The organism is Halostagnicola bangensis (assembly GCF_054653435.1).
This window is the reverse complement of record NZ_BAAIGG010000002.1, coordinates 3,174,541-3,187,984: the sequence shown is the minus strand read 5'-3', so window position 1 is coordinate 3,187,984 and position 13,444 is coordinate 3,174,541. Positions and strand designations below refer to the sequence as shown.

Sequence of the window (13,444 nt, the reverse complement as noted above, 5' to 3'; positions counted from 1 at the left end):
GACCGCTTACCGTTTCCGGTTTATCGTACGCGCTGAAACCGGCCAATCCAAAACGAGAGAGCGCCTCGAGCCTTGCCTTCAGCCCTCAATCGCCTGCGTCGCCTCGAGCAGTTCGTCGTGAATCGAGCCGTTAGAAGCCACGAGCCCGACGCTGTCGTGTCTCCACCGTTCGCCCTCGAGATCGGTCACGGTTCCGCCGGCTTCTCGGATCATCGCGACGCCCGCGACGGTATCCCAGGCGTTCGTCGGCAGGTTCGTCATCGTTCCGTCGAGGCCGCCGCAGGCGACCATCGCCAGCGTCGCCTGGGCACAGCCGAACCGACGCATGTCGCCGAAGCGTTCGACGACCGCTCGATTGGCCGCGGCGTACTGATCGCGCTGGTCGAAGTCCCACCAGAAGGTCGGACAGACGGTGGCCGCTTCGGGGTCCGCCGTCTCGCTAACCGAGATCGCCCGTTCGTTTCGGAAGACGCCTTCGGGACCGACGCGGTAGGTATCCTCGAGCGCCGGAAGCACGGTCGCTCCGGCGACAGGTTCGCCGTCGATAACCGCCGCGACGGCGGTCCCGAACACGCGGAGGCCGCGAACGTAGTTGTTCGTTCCGTCGATCGGATCGACGATCCAGGCGGGGCCGGATTCGGGAACTTCCTTGAGTTCGTCGTCTTCCTCGCCGACGACCGCATCGTCGGGAAACTCCTCCCGAATCGCCTCGATCACGGCGACCTGTGCGTCGCGGTCGGCCTGTGTGACGACGTCCGTCTTCCCGTCTTTCGTTTCGACGTCGAGTGTGGTTCGAAACGAGTCTTCAGCGATAGAAGCGCCCGCTCTGGCTGCACGGAGCGCACAGTCAGCTCTGTCGTCGGCCCGCTCGAGTTCGTCCATTACTCGAGTATCAGCGGTGGAAACGAAAAGTTGTGGTGGTTTGCTGGTTTCGGTGCTCGAGTCCTTCAACTGGCGGTATATCCAAGAGGACAGGTGACCAACTGATCACTACGGAAACAGCAGGGGTTCACGGAATCGAGATTACGAACTCGGGCCAACGCATCTGAGACAACGATATGGGAACACAATGATCGACGCATTTGATCTCGAGGGGCGGGTTGCGGTCGTAACGGGCGGCGGACGAGGTATCGGCAAAGCGGTTGCACTCGAGTTAGCCGCCGCGGGAGCGGCGGTCGTTCCGACCGCTCGAACTGCCGAGGAAGTCGATGCGGTCGCCGAGGAAATTGAATCCAGCGGCGGTACCGCAATGGCCGCCGACGCCGACGTAACCGATCCGGACGCGGTTTCGGCGGTGATCGAGCGCACCGAATCCGAATTCGGTGCGCTCGATATCGTTGTTAACAACGCCGGGTTCAACCCGGACGATGCGCTCGGCCGGCCCGAAGACGTGTCAACGGAGAGCCTCGAGAGCGTCCTCGAGGTCAACTTGAACGGGGCGTTCGAGGTGACGACCGCCGCGGCGGAGTCGCTCCTCGAGAGCGACGGCGGCTCGGTGATCAACGTCGCGAGCGTCGGCGGGCTCGTCGGACTCCCCCGTCAGCATCCGTACGTCGCCTCGAAGCACGGCCTCGTCGGCCTGACCAAGAGTATGGCACTGGACTGGGCTCCCAACGTGAGAGTCAACGCCGTCGCACCTGGATACGTCTCGACGGCGTTGACCGAGGAACTCGAGGCGAACGACCGGCTCCGACAGTCGATTCTGGATCGAACGCCGCTCGAGCGCTTCGCCTCGCCCGAAGAGATCGCGGGTCCCGTCGTCTTCCTGGCGAGCGACGCCGCAAGCTACGTGACCGGCGAGTGTCTGGCCGCAGATGGGGGGTGGACCGCGCGCTAAGAGGTGTGTGGAGTCGTTCTCGTCTCAGCGAATTTGAAAAACGGCGCTATCGCTCGAGTTCATCTTCAGTAGTAAGTTTGCGAGGGAAGATCGCTTCGTGCTGATCTTCCGCATCGTGCTCGGCGAACTACCGCATCACGGCGCTACCTGCGCAATCGCGCGGTAGTGCGCTTTGCGTGATGCGAGGGGAGGGAATTGAACCACCTCCGAGAACCTGCGCGTTGCGCAGAACCTCGGCGTCATTCAATTCCTTGGCATCCCGCTCGCGCGGTAGTGCGCTTTGCGTGATGCGAGGGGAGGGAATTGAACCCACGAACGTCTACACGAACGGATCTTGAGTCCGTCGCCGTTGACCGCTTGGCTACCCTCGCACACACGCCACTGTTAGAGACTATCGTTTGAATACCCTGCGATTCCGCGCTGCCTCGAGTCGGTGGCAAGGGTTCGATCCAGAAACGGACTCCAAGAAGCACTGACAACTGTCTGCGTTCTCAACGAGTCGCCACCGCGGCTTTCGACGGCTCAGAGTAGATATCAAAAAAGTCCTCACTGTAGCGCTCGCCACAGTTTGTACAGTTGTACCCACCTTCGATGTGTTCGTAGAGGCGCTCACCACAGTCCTCACAACGACCGTACGGCTGTTGCATTACTCGGAGGTAACAATGGGTACCGGATAAGTTCAATGGCCGTTTGGTTACTCGTTCGCTCGAAGAACCGATCGCGATCGGGAGCACGGACCCATTCGACGGGGACGACCCGAACCGATATTTCCCTGGTCGGGCTGGTATCCGCATGGACGAACATACGAACGATCCGACGGTCGGACCGCCCGCGGGAAACCCGCCCGGGTGGCTCGAGGAAGACGGCCGCTGGGAGCACGGAACGCTCCGGCGGGCGTCGATTCACGGCGTTCGCCTGTTCAACTCGGGTGCCTTCCACGAGAGTCACGATTGCTTCGAAGCGGAGTGGTACAACTACGGCCGCGGACGGACCGAGAGTGCGTTTCTCCACGGGATGGTTCAGGTCGCCGCCGGGGCGTACAAACATGTCGACTTTCGGGACGACGACGGCATGCGCTCGCTGTTTCGGACGGCGCTTGAGTACCTTCAGGGCGTCCCTCGAGACTACTACGGCGTCGACCTGCTCGATGTTCGAACCGTCCTCACGAACGCGCTCGAGGACCCCGAACGGATCGACGACTGGGGGATTCGACTCGACGGCTCAAAACCGGCGGCCCGCGACGTCGATTTCGCCTACGCCGATTCCCTCGAGTGACGGACGTCGGGCTCGAGTGTCTTCGTGTTGGTTCGGCGAGTCGATATCCCGTCGAATACGGAACTCCCCCAGCGAGGTACCCTCCGCCCGTGTTGTTCACAGCGGTGACCGGTTGACCGACGGGACGATTCCATATCGGGTATAGCTCCGTTGTGCTACTCGATACCGTGGCATCTCCCAACCGAATTGCCTTTGAGGCTGACCGACCTATATCCGACAATGAGAGTCGCACAGATCGGGTCGGGTACGCCGGAGTTGGCGATCCTCGCCGGCGTTCACGGCGACGAGCCTTGCGGCGTTCGAGCCGTCGAACGACTGCTCGAGCAGCGGCCGGCCGTCGAACGTCCCGTCAAGCTCGTCGTCGCAAACGAACGAGCGCTCGAGCAACAGGTTCGATACGTCGACGAGGATCTAAATCGTACGTTCCCCGGCAATCCGGAGGCAGAAACACACGAAGGGCAACTGGCTGCTGAACTCACCGACGAACTCGAGGGCTGTTTCACCTTTTCGATGCACTCGACACAGAGCCACAACGAACCCTTCGCGATCGTCGAGAGCGTAACCGACACTGCCAGAGGACTCTGTCCGCAACTGCCCGTCGCGGCGATGGTCGAAACCGGGAACTTCTCGGAAGGACGGCTCTTTACCGAGATCGATACGATCGAAGTCGAGTGCGGGCTCCAGGGGAGCGAAACTGCCGCCGAAAACGCCTATAGCCTCACGCGTGCGTTCCTCACTGCAACCGGCGCGCTTCCGGGCGATACGGTTAGACGTGAACTCCCCATCTACCGACTCATCGATTGCATCTGGAAGGATCAGGCCGATACCTACGAGGTGTTCGTCGATAACTTCACTCGAGTCGACGAAGGCGATTCCTTCGCGGCCGCAGACGGCGAGAAGCAAGTCGCCGACGAGCCGTTCTATCCAGTTCTCATGTCGGCCAACGGCTATCGCGACGTCTTCGGCTACACCGCGGAGAAACTCGACGTCCTCTCCTCGAAAGCGGCCGCGGACTGACCGAATCAGTGGCGGCCAGCCGAGTTACACACAATTTTCCCCGCGTGTAACACATTGATACCCGCTGACTGCTTTCTCGAGAGTAATGAGTGAACTACCGTTATTCGTGGCCCTCCTTTCAGACCCGTTCCCGAACGGAATCAGCCACTACGCGGCTGGGGGATTGCTCGTCGGACTCGGGATCGCGGTGATCTACCTCGGAACGGCGATTCCGGCCGGTGCAAGCACGTTTCTCGAGTCAACGTTATCGTACACCTCGAACCTCTCTCGGTTCCAGCAGTACCGTCCATCGCGCGACTGGCGAGTCGTCTTCACGCTCGGCATCGTCGCCGGGGCGGCGATATATGCTGTCACGCTCTCGCCTCAGGAAGGCCTCTGGGTGACCGGCGTCGAGTGGTGGCGACTGCTGATTGGCGGGGTCCTCATCGGGATCGGAACCAGGGTCGGGAAGGGCTGTACCTCCGGTCACGGCGTCTGCGGCGTCGGATCGGTCTCGGGCGCGTCGTTCGTGGGCGTCGCAACCTTCCTCCTGATCGCGATCGGGACCGCACAGCTCGTGCAGGCCCTGGGGGTGGCCGGATTGCCATGAGCGCCGAACACGAGCAACACCCACTGTTCATGCCGCTGGTGTTCGTCGGCGGCCTGATCTTCGGATTCGGGCTCGGCCTGAGCCAGATGGCCCAACCGGAGGTCGTCCTCTCGTTCTTACTGTTCGAGGACTTCGGCCTGCTGTTCGTCATGTTCGGTGCCGCCGTCGTGACGGGTATCGTCTTCTTTACGGCACCGCGACTGCTCGGTCGAGCGCCGATGACCGGGGCGTCGTACGGTCGACGACTCAAGACGCTCGACAAGAACGTCGTCATCGGGGGCGGCATCTTCGGCGTCGGCTGGGGACTGTCTGGAATCTGTCCCGGCGCGGCCTACGCCAGCCTCGGAATCGGAAACTACGCGATCCTCTGGGGTATCGCGGGGATGTTCATCGGCGCGTACGTGCAGGGACTTTGGCGTTCCTCGAGCGCGGACGACGCTCGCTCGGCGACGACCGCCGACTGACGGCGTCTCGTTTTTGTGATCGGCCCGATGAAGTCGTGATCGAGCCGGTCAAGAGTCATCCGCGTACGAACCAGCTACCGGAAGAGTGGGACATTAACCGAAGCACAGTCGTGGCTTCAGGTCGTCTCGATTCGTATGAACCGTCCGTCCCGACGGCGTTTCATCCAGACGGTTGGTGCGACATCGATTCTGTTCGCCGGTTGTCTCGAGGATTCGAACGAAACGGAACTCGCGGCGCCGGGAGACGCACCCGAATACGAGTGGTCCGAACCCAGTTGGGAACCCGCCGATGGCGTGCCCGCTGAAGCGGACGTCGAATCGACGACGATCGTCTCCGGCCTCGAGATCCCGTGGGACATCACCTTCGCTGACGACGACGCGTTCGTAACCGAACGAGACGGTGGCGTCAGGCGTTTCGACGCGGACGCGATGGGCGAGGACGAACAACTTGAGGCGGCGGACGGCGAGATGATCCTCGAGGCCGACGACCTCCCGGGTCGGTCGGCACCCGGTGAAGGTGGAACCCTCGGCGTCGCGGTCCACCCGTCCTATCCGGACGAGCCGGACCTATTCGTCTACTACACCGTTGAGACCGGAGAGGTCGAAAACCGCGTCGTTCGATATGATCTCGAGACCGAGGATATCGGGCCGATCATCGATGGAATACCGGGAGCGACGACCCACAACGGCGGACGAATCACGTTCGGGCCCGAAGACGATCTCTGGGTGACGACCGGCGACGCGGAAACGCCGGCTCTGACGCAGGATCCGAGCTCGCTGGCGGGAGCGATTCTCCGCGTGACAGCCGATGGCGATCCCGCTTCGGGGAACCCCGATTTCGGTGACGAAAGTGATTCCCGGACCTACTCCCTCGGCCATCGGAATCCGCAGGGAATCGACTTTTGTCCGGACGAGTTCCCGTTCGCGGCCGAACACGGTCCGGTCGCTCGAGACGAGGTCTCGATCGTCGATCCCGGCGGCAACTACGGGTGGGACGTGGTTCGCGGCGGCCCCGACGATCCGGAGTACGAAGCGTACGGAGACGACGAGTACGACGAGGTGACACCACCGGTTCTCAACACGAGCCCCGACGAAACGTGGGCGCCATCCGGAATCGTCTTCTACGATGGCGATGCGATTTCGAACTGGGAAAACCGACTGTTCGTCTGCGGATTACCCTCGGCAACGCTGTACGCCGTGACGCTCTCGAGGGGTGACGAATCCTCGAGTAACGGGACCGGAGCCGTAAACGACGAAAGCGAAACGAGCAACGGAGACGGAGAGGGGACCCGCTACGACGAGGGATGGCTTGACGACCGGTTGACGGCGACCGCCCAGCCGCTTTTCGAGGGCGAGTACGGCCGACTCCGACACGTCGAGCAGGGACCCGACGGAGCGTTGTACCTGCTCACGTCGAATCGCGACGGCCGAGCGGACGGGGGGTTCCCGCTTGAGGGCGACGACCGAATCGTGCGTCTCGAGCCGTCGTGAAATGGTTCTTCGAACGAAAATTGCACTCGTTATGTCTCTGGTTTTCACACGACTTGTGCTGGGATAACGTCTCTCTCGTCGGAATTTTCAATCACCATAACTCTTTTGATCTTACTATTGAATTTCCCCGTATGGAAACCGCAACGCTGCCCGTTTCCGGTGATCGACTATGAGTACGTTCGTTCTAGTTCACGGAGCATGGCACGGCGCGTGGGCGTGGCACAAAGTCGTACCGAAACTCGAGGAAGCCGGTCACGATGTCGTCACGATCGATCTTCCTGCACATGGAACCGACACGACCCCGGTCGAGGAAGTCACCCTCGAGAGCCACGTCGAACGCGTCGGAGATGTGCTTGAAGCCCAGGATACCTCGTCGATTCTGGTCGGGCACAGTATGGCTGGCGTGATCATTACGCAAGCAGCCGAATACTACGCCGACGAGATCGATACGCTCGTCTACCTCTCGGCGTTCCTTCCCGAACACGGCAACTCGCTCGTTGACTACTCGAAATCGGACGAGGAATCGGTAGTCACGCAGAACCTCGTCGTCGACGAGGACGCCGGAGAGGCTCGTGTCCCGGACAGTGCGACTCGAGAGGCGTTCTACGGCGACTGCTCGGAACCCGACGTGGAACTCGCTCAATCACTGCTTCGGCCCGAGCCCTTGGCGGGAATGGTTACGCCGGTGGAAACCACCCCGGACGAGTTCGGGAGTGTCCCACGGGTCTACCTGCGCTGCGAACAGGATCGGGCGATCACGCCCGGAGCCCAGCGGGAGATGCTCGAGGCGCTTCCCTGCGATAAAGTCCACGCACTCGAGGCGAGTCACTCGCCCTTTTTCTCCGTCCCGGAAACGCTAGTCGAGAAGCTACTCACTGCGGTCTAACTGCCGCCGAATTGACTTCGAACGCGTGGATCCGCTTCGACGAAGGCTGTATTCGATTCAGCGGAAATCGTATTTTCCGACAAATACCGGGACGGTGAATGCTGGATAATGACGCAAGGCCTATCTGATACACGCTCGTATGATCGGGTATGGAATTCCCACCGAATCAGGGCCACGACCAAGACGAAGTCGACGAACACGTCGAAGAAACCCTCGCGGAGAACGAGGTTGTTCTGTTCATGAAAGGAACCGAACTGATGCCTCAGTGTGGGTACTCCCGAAGTGCACTGGGCCTCATCAGCGAGCACCGCGACGAGTTCGAGACCGTCGATGTCCTCGACTCGCTCGCCGAGTATCGCGCGGCACTCGAGGAACACAGCGGTTGGGAGACCATTCCGCAGACGTACGTCGACGGCGAGTTCGTCGGCGGCTCCGACATCCTCACCGAACTCGAGGAACGCGACGAACTCGCCGAGACGCTGAACACGGCCTAATCGCGTATCGGACGGATAACTACATTGGTACGGGCCAAATGTGTCCGTATATAACAGCAGGTCATATATGGCACGCTCCCGTACTAGCAACCAGCGACTATCGCCGGCACACCTTCCCACCATGTCAACAGAGGATTCACGACACGTATATCGGCTCCACTCGACCCTCGAATTGCCACTCGAAGATCTTCGCGACCATCTGGACGAGGCGGTCTATCCAGACGGCGTCACTGACGTCGAACTCACGCGTCGAAACAACACGCTCATACTCAAGGCCGTCTCCGAAGACGAATCGGTGAGCAAGTACACGCCCGCCGCCCAGCTCAAAGCCAGCGTCACCGAAAACAGAGTCTACGAAGAAGACCCCGAGGAGCGACGCAACTCCTTCCGCTGGGACGAGGAAGAAGAGGAGGAGATCGAATCCGAACTCGTCGAGTTCGCCGCGTTCAAAGGCGACCGCGAGACGGTCCTCCAGAACTCGTTGCTCCAGTACGAAATGTTTCTCGTGCTCTGTGATATCGCACAGGCCGCAGAGAAGGGGACACTGACAGCCATCTCCGAACACGACGGCGACCTCGAGGCCACCCGAATCGTCGACGGCGAGCCGCGTCCGGCGGACGTCGAAGTTGTGGAAGGACCGGGAGACCGGAAGGCTGCCCAGACGGGCGTCAACTGGCGAGATAACAAGTTTATTAGCGACTAAGTCAGACATTTTTCTAGCGTAGACGAAGCCGGGCAGTAGCGACTGGGTCGACTCGAGCGGTCCTCCGTCGTGTTCCTGAGGGTTGTGAGCGTGTTGAAGTCTGACTGGTGGTCAGAACAGACAGTGAGCCGTGCGATTTCCCGTTCGAAGTCTCACGAATTACCACGATAGTGCAAGCCCAGCACACTTACGGAGTCTCGGAAACACTCAGGTAGACGTGAATAGCGGCCTCTCGACTTCAGACCGTTCACAGTCGGTGATAATCGCGCGACTACGGCGAGGGTACCGAGTCGCATTCCATCCCCGTCACCAACCGAACTGGAGCACTCCATCTAATGGGTAAATCGGACCCCAGAGGTTCGAACGACGCCTTTCTCGAGGAGTTAGACCCGGTCGTGTTCGGCGTCGGGTTCGCAATCGCAGTGGCGGCAGTGCTCGCGTTCGTCTTCGCGCCGGACGCGGCGACGAATTACATGGATACCACAAACGAGGTCATCTGGACCGGGTTCGGCTGGTGGTATCTGATCGTCATGTTCTTTCTCGTCATGTTCGTCCTCTTCTTGATTTTCGGCCCCTGGGGGAACATCAAACTCGGCGAGGAGGACGAAGACCCGGAGTTTTCGTTCCTCTCGTACTTCGCGATGTTGTACTCGGCGGGAATCGCCGCGGGAATCGTCTTCTGGGGACCCGCGGAGGCGGTTTCGCACTTCGATGCCGTCTCCCCGTTCATCGGTGCTGAATCCCAGTCTTCCGAGGCCGCCGTCGGCGCGATTCAGTACACGTTCTTCCACTGGGGCGTCTCCGCGTGGACGGCCTACGTCGTCGTCGCCTTGCCGATCGCTTACTGTGCGTACCGCTACGACGCGCCGATGCGAATTTCGACCGTGCTGGCCCCGTGGATCGGTATCGATAACCTCGACAGCCCCATCGCGAAGGTTGTCGATATCCTCGCGGTGTTCGCGACGATCGGCGGTGTGGCGACCACGCTCGGGCTTGTCGGGAGCCAGTTTCTGGTCGGTATCGAGTGGACGACCGGAGCCTCGGTCGGCGATCTGGGAACCGTCCTCATCATCACCGGGATGACCGTCGCGTTTACGGCCTCGGTGGCGCTCGGGGTCCAGAAGGGAATCCGCCGAATCTCGTACGTCAATCTGGGCCTGTTCGGGCTGCTGACGGTCGTGACGTTCGTAGTTGGACCGACGAACTACATCACGGCGATCGGAACCGAAGCGCTCGGCACCTACATCAGCCAGTTCATTCAGATGAGTTTCTACACCGGGACCGCCGAGACGGGTGCCGGCGGCGTTTCGACCTGGATCGGCGACTGGACGATCTTCTACTGGGCGTGGTGGTTCTCCTGGACGCCCTTTGTCGGCCTGTTCATCGCGCGGATTTCGCGTGGCCGGACCGTTCGACAGGTCGCCGCGACCGGCGTCCTCGCCTCGACTGGCATCACAATCCCCTGGTTCGCGACGATGGGTGGAACGGCGATCTTCCTCCAGCGAGAGGGGGATGCCGACGTGCTCTCCGCGATGGAGATGTACGACGAAGCGGGTGCTGGATACCCGCTGTTCGAGGCGCTTCCGCTCGGCGAGGTCTTGACGGGGATGTTTCTTTTACTCGTTCTCCTCTTTCTCATCACGTCCGCGGACTCCTCGACGCTCGCACTCGGGATGCTCACCACCGGCGGCGCGCAACGCCCGTCGACGATTAACCGGGTTGTCTGGGGCTTCCTGATCGGCGCGCTCGCCTCGCTGTTGATCGTCACCGGCGGCGTCGACGCGCTTCAGGCGGCGGCGATCATCACCGGCGGGCCGTTTTCGATCATCGCCCTGATCGCCGTCGCGTCGATGGCGCTCGCGTTCGGAACCCAGCGGTCGCTGTTCCTGAGAGACGAGGACGAAGTCTCGGTACCGAACGCGAGCGAAGTCGCTTCGACGGACCCCGGCCCGGAGACGGACGACGATTGACGACGGCGACTGACGACGGAAGGCGACGAACTCGAGGGGGACACCCCACGATTGGGAGGTCTCGAGCCAGCGAGAGACGATGGTTGATAGCGATCCCGAGGGCGTGTGACTCTCACCGGCTGTCATCGAGAGAAGGGTGAATCCCACTCAGTACAGCAACGCAAACACCGCAAACTGGAGCGGGAGCAAAAACACGATCGTCGCGAGCGAGCACGCCACGGTGGTGTAGATCAACTCTTTGGTGTCGACGATACCCTCCGCGAGGATGACGATCAGTACCGCCGACTGATATGGGAAGAAGTACGTACTCAACGCCATTGCCTCCGACATCAACACGGGCGTGAGCGGGATCCCAGCAGCTTCCGCGTAGGGGATCAGTATCGGCGTGAGGACGCTCGCAACGGCGAGTCCCTCCATCAAGAACGTGAGGATGATCGTGATGAAGAAGATAAACGCGAGAATTACCGCCAACGGTGCGTCCGTCGGAATCAACTCGAGCAAATAGGTTGCGGCATTGTCGGAGAATCCGGTGTGGACGAGCCCGTCACCGATCGCGAAGACGGCGGCGATGAAAAACAGGATCGAGAAGTCGGTTTCGCCGCCCACGTTTTGAAAGTTGGCGGCCCCAATCTGCGGGAGGAACGCGAGCACGACGACGACGACCGCACCGACGACCGGGTGAAAGCCGTGGACGAAGTCGGTCGCCCAGATGAACGCGCCGACGAGCAGAAAGCCGAGCATCCGCTTTTCGGTTCCGCTGGCGGCCAGTCCGTCGGTCGCCGGCAGTTCGAACGACGATTCGGGTTCGGGACGGAACAGGTAGTACACGACCGCGATGACGACCAATACGCGTGCGATCCCCATCACGGGGTACATGTGCGTGAACCACTCCGTCCAGGAGATCTGCTGGCCGGCGATCGACTGGCCGAACCCGGTGAGGATAATGTTCGGCAGATCGGCGGTCAGAATGCCCGAAGAACCGTAGAACGTAACGAATAGCGGCCCGAGATAGATCCCCACTCGAGCCTGCCGCGACTCGAACAACTCGCCGGTTTCTTTCAGAATCGGTGCCAGCACGAGAACGCGAACGAGCGACGAGGGGACGAGCAACGCGAGTGCGTGCGCGCCCAACGAGAGCGCGAGCAACAGCCGCCGGTAGGCTTGCAACGGATTCGAGCCAACTGCGGGCGAAATGCTTCGATCCGTGATTCGTCGTCCCGCCCAGTTCGCAAGCCCGCTCCGTCGCGTCGCTTCACCCATCAGCAGTCCGAACCCGACGAGCCAGGTTGCCGGCTCTTGGAACCCGGTGAGCGCCATCTCGGTCGAGAACGCGACCGCGATGAGGCCGATCCCGATCAAACCGGTGTAGGCGGGCGGAACCGGCGTCAAGATCCAGAGAACGATACAAAATAGCGTGATCGAAAGCATCGTTGCAGTCGCTCCGGTATCAGCAAGCGCGGCCCACGAAACGAGTGCAACAACAACAGCGAGAAGAAAGGCGATTGGTGGTGACTGTATTCCACCGATTACCGTCCGACGATCCATTAGCGTGACTCAACAGTCCCGATTTAAATCACCCCTGATCGCGGCACTCATCGCCGCCTCGCTATCAGGCCCAGTGACCAGTCGATCCGGTACGATTTCTCGTAGAGACCAGAACGAGGATATAGCTACACCGATCTAGAATCGAATACGAATGTCGAACGTCGTCACATTGGGGAGCATCAACGTCGACAGGGCCACCTACTGTTCTCGAGGCGAAATCCGCTCGCTCGAGTCAACCTACGAATGGTTTCCCGACATGGGTGAAACCGTCCGGACCAGTGACGTTCCTGCGACGATCGCCGAGACGGAGTTCCGAAACCGCATCGGGGGAAAGGGTTCGAACCAGGCCGTCGCGGCCGCACAGTGCTCGGTCGAATCGACGCTGTTGGCGAGGGTCGGTTCGGATCAGAAACGGTACGATGTCCTTTCGACGCTCGAGGAACGGGGGGTAACGGTCGAACAAATCGCCGAGGACGAAACAGAAACCGGAAAGGCGTACATTTTCGTCGACGAGGACGGCGAATCCTGGATCGGGATTCTCGGCGGGGCAAACGAGAGCGTCGATGCTCGCTACGCAGACAACCACTACGAGCGGATCCAGCGAGCGGACGTTTTGCTCATGCAAAACGAAATTCCGGTACCCGCGATGAAATCCGTGCTGGGGCGACTTGACGAGGAACCGGTGCGGCCGACGGTCGTCCTTAACCCCGTCCCAACCGACGGCGTCAAACCGCTCCTTGAGGAGCCCGCCGTCGATATCGTCGTCGTCAACGAAACCGAGTACGACACGCTTGGGGACCACCTCGAGACGTTCGACGGGACGGTCGTTCGAACGAGAGGTGGTGACGATGTGATCGTTTCGGGAGAGACGGACCACCGCGTGAGTCCACCGCCGGTCGACCCGGTCGACACGACCGGCGCGGGCGACGTGTTCTGCGGGTATCTCGGCGCGCAGTTGGCGAGTGGTCGTTCGATCGAGGACGCAACGGAACTCGCGACGGTCGCCGCCTCGCTGGCGACCGAAACGGAAGGTGCCCAGGAGTCGATTCCCTCTCTCGAGGACGTGACGGGACTCGAGTCCGCAGTCGCTCGGCGGTAGCGCCGGCATGCCGTTGGGCCCGTCGAACTGATTCGTTGTGAACACATACAGGTTTTAATACCGTTCCGCCCACT

General features: G+C 61.1%; 14 protein-coding genes and 1 tRNA gene. 11 read left to right on the top strand and 4 right to left on the bottom strand.

Features of this window, described 5'->3' with window-relative positions; genetic code table 11:
- Positions 1 to 78: 78 nt before the first annotated feature.
- Complete coding sequence (locus ACYQ14_RS17575; RefSeq protein WP_459889805.1) at positions 79 to 882, bottom strand: inositol monophosphatase family protein; 804 nt, start codon at positions 880 to 882, stop codon at positions 79 to 81.
- A 187-nt stretch (positions 883 to 1,069) separates the two neighbouring features.
- On the opposite strand from ACYQ14_RS17575, the gene ACYQ14_RS17570 reads away from it, so the two are divergent.
- Positions 1,070 to 1,837, top strand: a complete 768-nt coding sequence (locus ACYQ14_RS17570) for an SDR family NAD(P)-dependent oxidoreductase (protein WP_459889803.1) — start codon at positions 1,070 to 1,072, stop codon at positions 1,835 to 1,837.
- A gap of 288 nt (positions 1,838 to 2,125) precedes the next feature.
- Here ACYQ14_RS17570 and ACYQ14_RS17565 read toward each other — a convergent pair.
- Both ACYQ14_RS17565 and ACYQ14_RS17560 read right to left on the bottom strand, forming a co-directional pair.
- A tRNA-Leu gene (locus tag ACYQ14_RS17565) sits at positions 2,126 to 2,208 on the bottom strand.
- A gap of 120 nt (positions 2,209 to 2,328) precedes the next feature.
- Positions 2,329 to 2,484: a hypothetical protein gene (locus ACYQ14_RS17560; RefSeq protein ID WP_459889801.1), complete on the bottom strand. Its 156-nt coding sequence runs from the start codon at positions 2,482 to 2,484 to the stop codon at positions 2,329 to 2,331.
- A gap of 145 nt (positions 2,485 to 2,629) precedes the next feature.
- Between ACYQ14_RS17560 and ACYQ14_RS17555 the strand changes: the two genes are divergently transcribed.
- The 9 genes from ACYQ14_RS17555 (at position 2,630) to ACYQ14_RS17515 (ending at position 10,726) form a co-directional block, all read left to right on the top strand.
- Entirely contained in the window at positions 2,630 to 3,112 is a 483-nt protein-coding gene (locus tag ACYQ14_RS17555) for a DUF309 domain-containing protein (protein ID WP_459889799.1), read from the top strand.
- A 219-nt stretch (positions 3,113 to 3,331) separates the two neighbouring features.
- Positions 3,332 to 4,129 carry a M14 family metallopeptidase gene (locus ACYQ14_RS17550; protein ID WP_459889797.1) on the top strand — a complete coding sequence of 266 codons (798 nt, stop codon included), beginning with the start codon at positions 3,332 to 3,334 and terminating at the stop codon, positions 4,127 to 4,129.
- Between the two features lie 85 nt (positions 4,130 to 4,214).
- Positions 4,215 to 4,718 (top strand): YeeE/YedE family protein, encoded by a 504-nt coding sequence (locus ACYQ14_RS17545; protein WP_459889795.1) that lies wholly within the window; start codon positions 4,215 to 4,217, stop codon positions 4,716 to 4,718.
- Entirely contained in the window at positions 4,715 to 5,182 is a 468-nt protein-coding gene (locus ACYQ14_RS17540) for a DUF6691 family protein (protein ID WP_459889793.1), read from the top strand. The genes ACYQ14_RS17545 and ACYQ14_RS17540 overlap by 4 nt, the downstream gene beginning before the upstream one ends.
- A 135-nt stretch (positions 5,183 to 5,317) precedes the next feature.
- Positions 5,318 to 6,673, top strand: a complete 1,356-nt coding sequence (locus ACYQ14_RS17535; RefSeq protein ID WP_459889791.1) for a PQQ-dependent sugar dehydrogenase — start codon at positions 5,318 to 5,320, stop codon at positions 6,671 to 6,673.
- Between the two features lie 169 nt (positions 6,674 to 6,842).
- Complete coding sequence (locus tag ACYQ14_RS17530) at positions 6,843 to 7,559, top strand: alpha/beta fold hydrolase (protein WP_459889789.1); 717 nt, start codon at positions 6,843 to 6,845, stop codon at positions 7,557 to 7,559.
- Positions 7,560 to 7,708: 149 nt separating this feature from the next.
- Positions 7,709 to 8,053 carry a glutaredoxin family protein gene (locus ACYQ14_RS17525; protein WP_459889787.1) on the top strand — a complete coding sequence of 115 codons (345 nt, stop codon included), beginning with the start codon at positions 7,709 to 7,711 and terminating at the stop codon, positions 8,051 to 8,053.
- Between the two features lie 121 nt (positions 8,054 to 8,174).
- Entirely contained in the window at positions 8,175 to 8,756 is a 582-nt protein-coding gene (locus ACYQ14_RS17520; RefSeq protein ID WP_283835590.1) for a DUF7110 family protein, read from the top strand.
- 335 nt (positions 8,757 to 9,091) lie between these two features.
- On the top strand, positions 9,092 to 10,726 hold the full coding sequence (locus ACYQ14_RS17515) for a BCCT family transporter (RefSeq protein ID WP_459889785.1): 1,635 nt from the start codon (positions 9,092 to 9,094) through the stop codon (positions 10,724 to 10,726).
- A 147-nt stretch (positions 10,727 to 10,873) separates the two neighbouring features.
- Here ACYQ14_RS17515 and ACYQ14_RS17510 read toward each other — a convergent pair whose 3' ends face one another.
- Complete coding sequence (locus tag ACYQ14_RS17510) at positions 10,874 to 12,271, bottom strand: SLC13 family permease (protein WP_459889783.1); 1,398 nt, start codon at positions 12,269 to 12,271, stop codon at positions 10,874 to 10,876.
- A 151-nt stretch (positions 12,272 to 12,422) separates the two neighbouring features.
- On the opposite strand from ACYQ14_RS17510, the gene ACYQ14_RS17505 reads away from it, so the two are divergent.
- The gene (locus tag ACYQ14_RS17505; protein WP_459889781.1) at positions 12,423 to 13,370 is read left to right on the top strand and encodes a ribokinase; all 948 of its coding nucleotides are present in this window, start codon (positions 12,423 to 12,425) and stop codon (positions 13,368 to 13,370) included.
- The last annotated feature ends 74 nt before the right edge of the window (positions 13,371 to 13,444 follow it).

Bases quoted from the DNA above. Each gene is read 5' to 3' on its own strand.
- ACYQ14_RS17515 (WP_459889785.1), top strand. From the start codon at position 9,092: ATGGGTAAATCGGACCCCAGAGGTTCGAACGACGCCTTTCTCGAGGAG.
- ACYQ14_RS17530 (WP_459889789.1), top strand. From the start codon at position 6,843: ATGAGTACGTTCGTTCTAGTTCACGGAGCATGGCACGGCGCGTGGGCG.
- ACYQ14_RS17535 (WP_459889791.1), top strand. From the start codon at position 5,318: ATGAACCGTCCGTCCCGACGGCGTTTCATCCAGACGGTTGGTGCGACA.
- ACYQ14_RS17510 (WP_459889783.1), bottom strand. From the start codon at position 12,271: ATGGATCGTCGGACGGTAATCGGTGGAATACAGTCACCACCAATCGCC.
- ACYQ14_RS17560 (WP_459889801.1), bottom strand. From the start codon at position 2,484: ATGCAACAGCCGTACGGTCGTTGTGAGGACTGTGGTGAGCGCCTCTAC.
- ACYQ14_RS17545 (WP_459889795.1), top strand. From the start codon at position 4,215: ATGAGTGAACTACCGTTATTCGTGGCCCTCCTTTCAGACCCGTTCCCG.
- ACYQ14_RS17505 (WP_459889781.1), top strand. From the start codon at position 12,423: ATGTCGAACGTCGTCACATTGGGGAGCATCAACGTCGACAGGGCCACC.
- ACYQ14_RS17570 (WP_459889803.1), top strand. From the start codon at position 1,070: ATGATCGACGCATTTGATCTCGAGGGGCGGGTTGCGGTCGTAACGGGC.
- ACYQ14_RS17540 (WP_459889793.1), top strand. From the start codon at position 4,715: ATGAGCGCCGAACACGAGCAACACCCACTGTTCATGCCGCTGGTGTTC.
- ACYQ14_RS17520 (WP_283835590.1), top strand. From the start codon at position 8,175: ATGTCAACAGAGGATTCACGACACGTATATCGGCTCCACTCGACCCTC.
- ACYQ14_RS17525 (WP_459889787.1), top strand. From the start codon at position 7,709: ATGGAATTCCCACCGAATCAGGGCCACGACCAAGACGAAGTCGACGAA.
- ACYQ14_RS17550 (WP_459889797.1), top strand. From the start codon at position 3,332: ATGAGAGTCGCACAGATCGGGTCGGGTACGCCGGAGTTGGCGATCCTC.
- ACYQ14_RS17555 (WP_459889799.1), top strand. From the start codon at position 2,630: ATGGACGAACATACGAACGATCCGACGGTCGGACCGCCCGCGGGAAAC.
- ACYQ14_RS17575 (WP_459889805.1), bottom strand. From the start codon at position 882: ATGGACGAACTCGAGCGGGCCGACGACAGAGCTGACTGTGCGCTCCGT.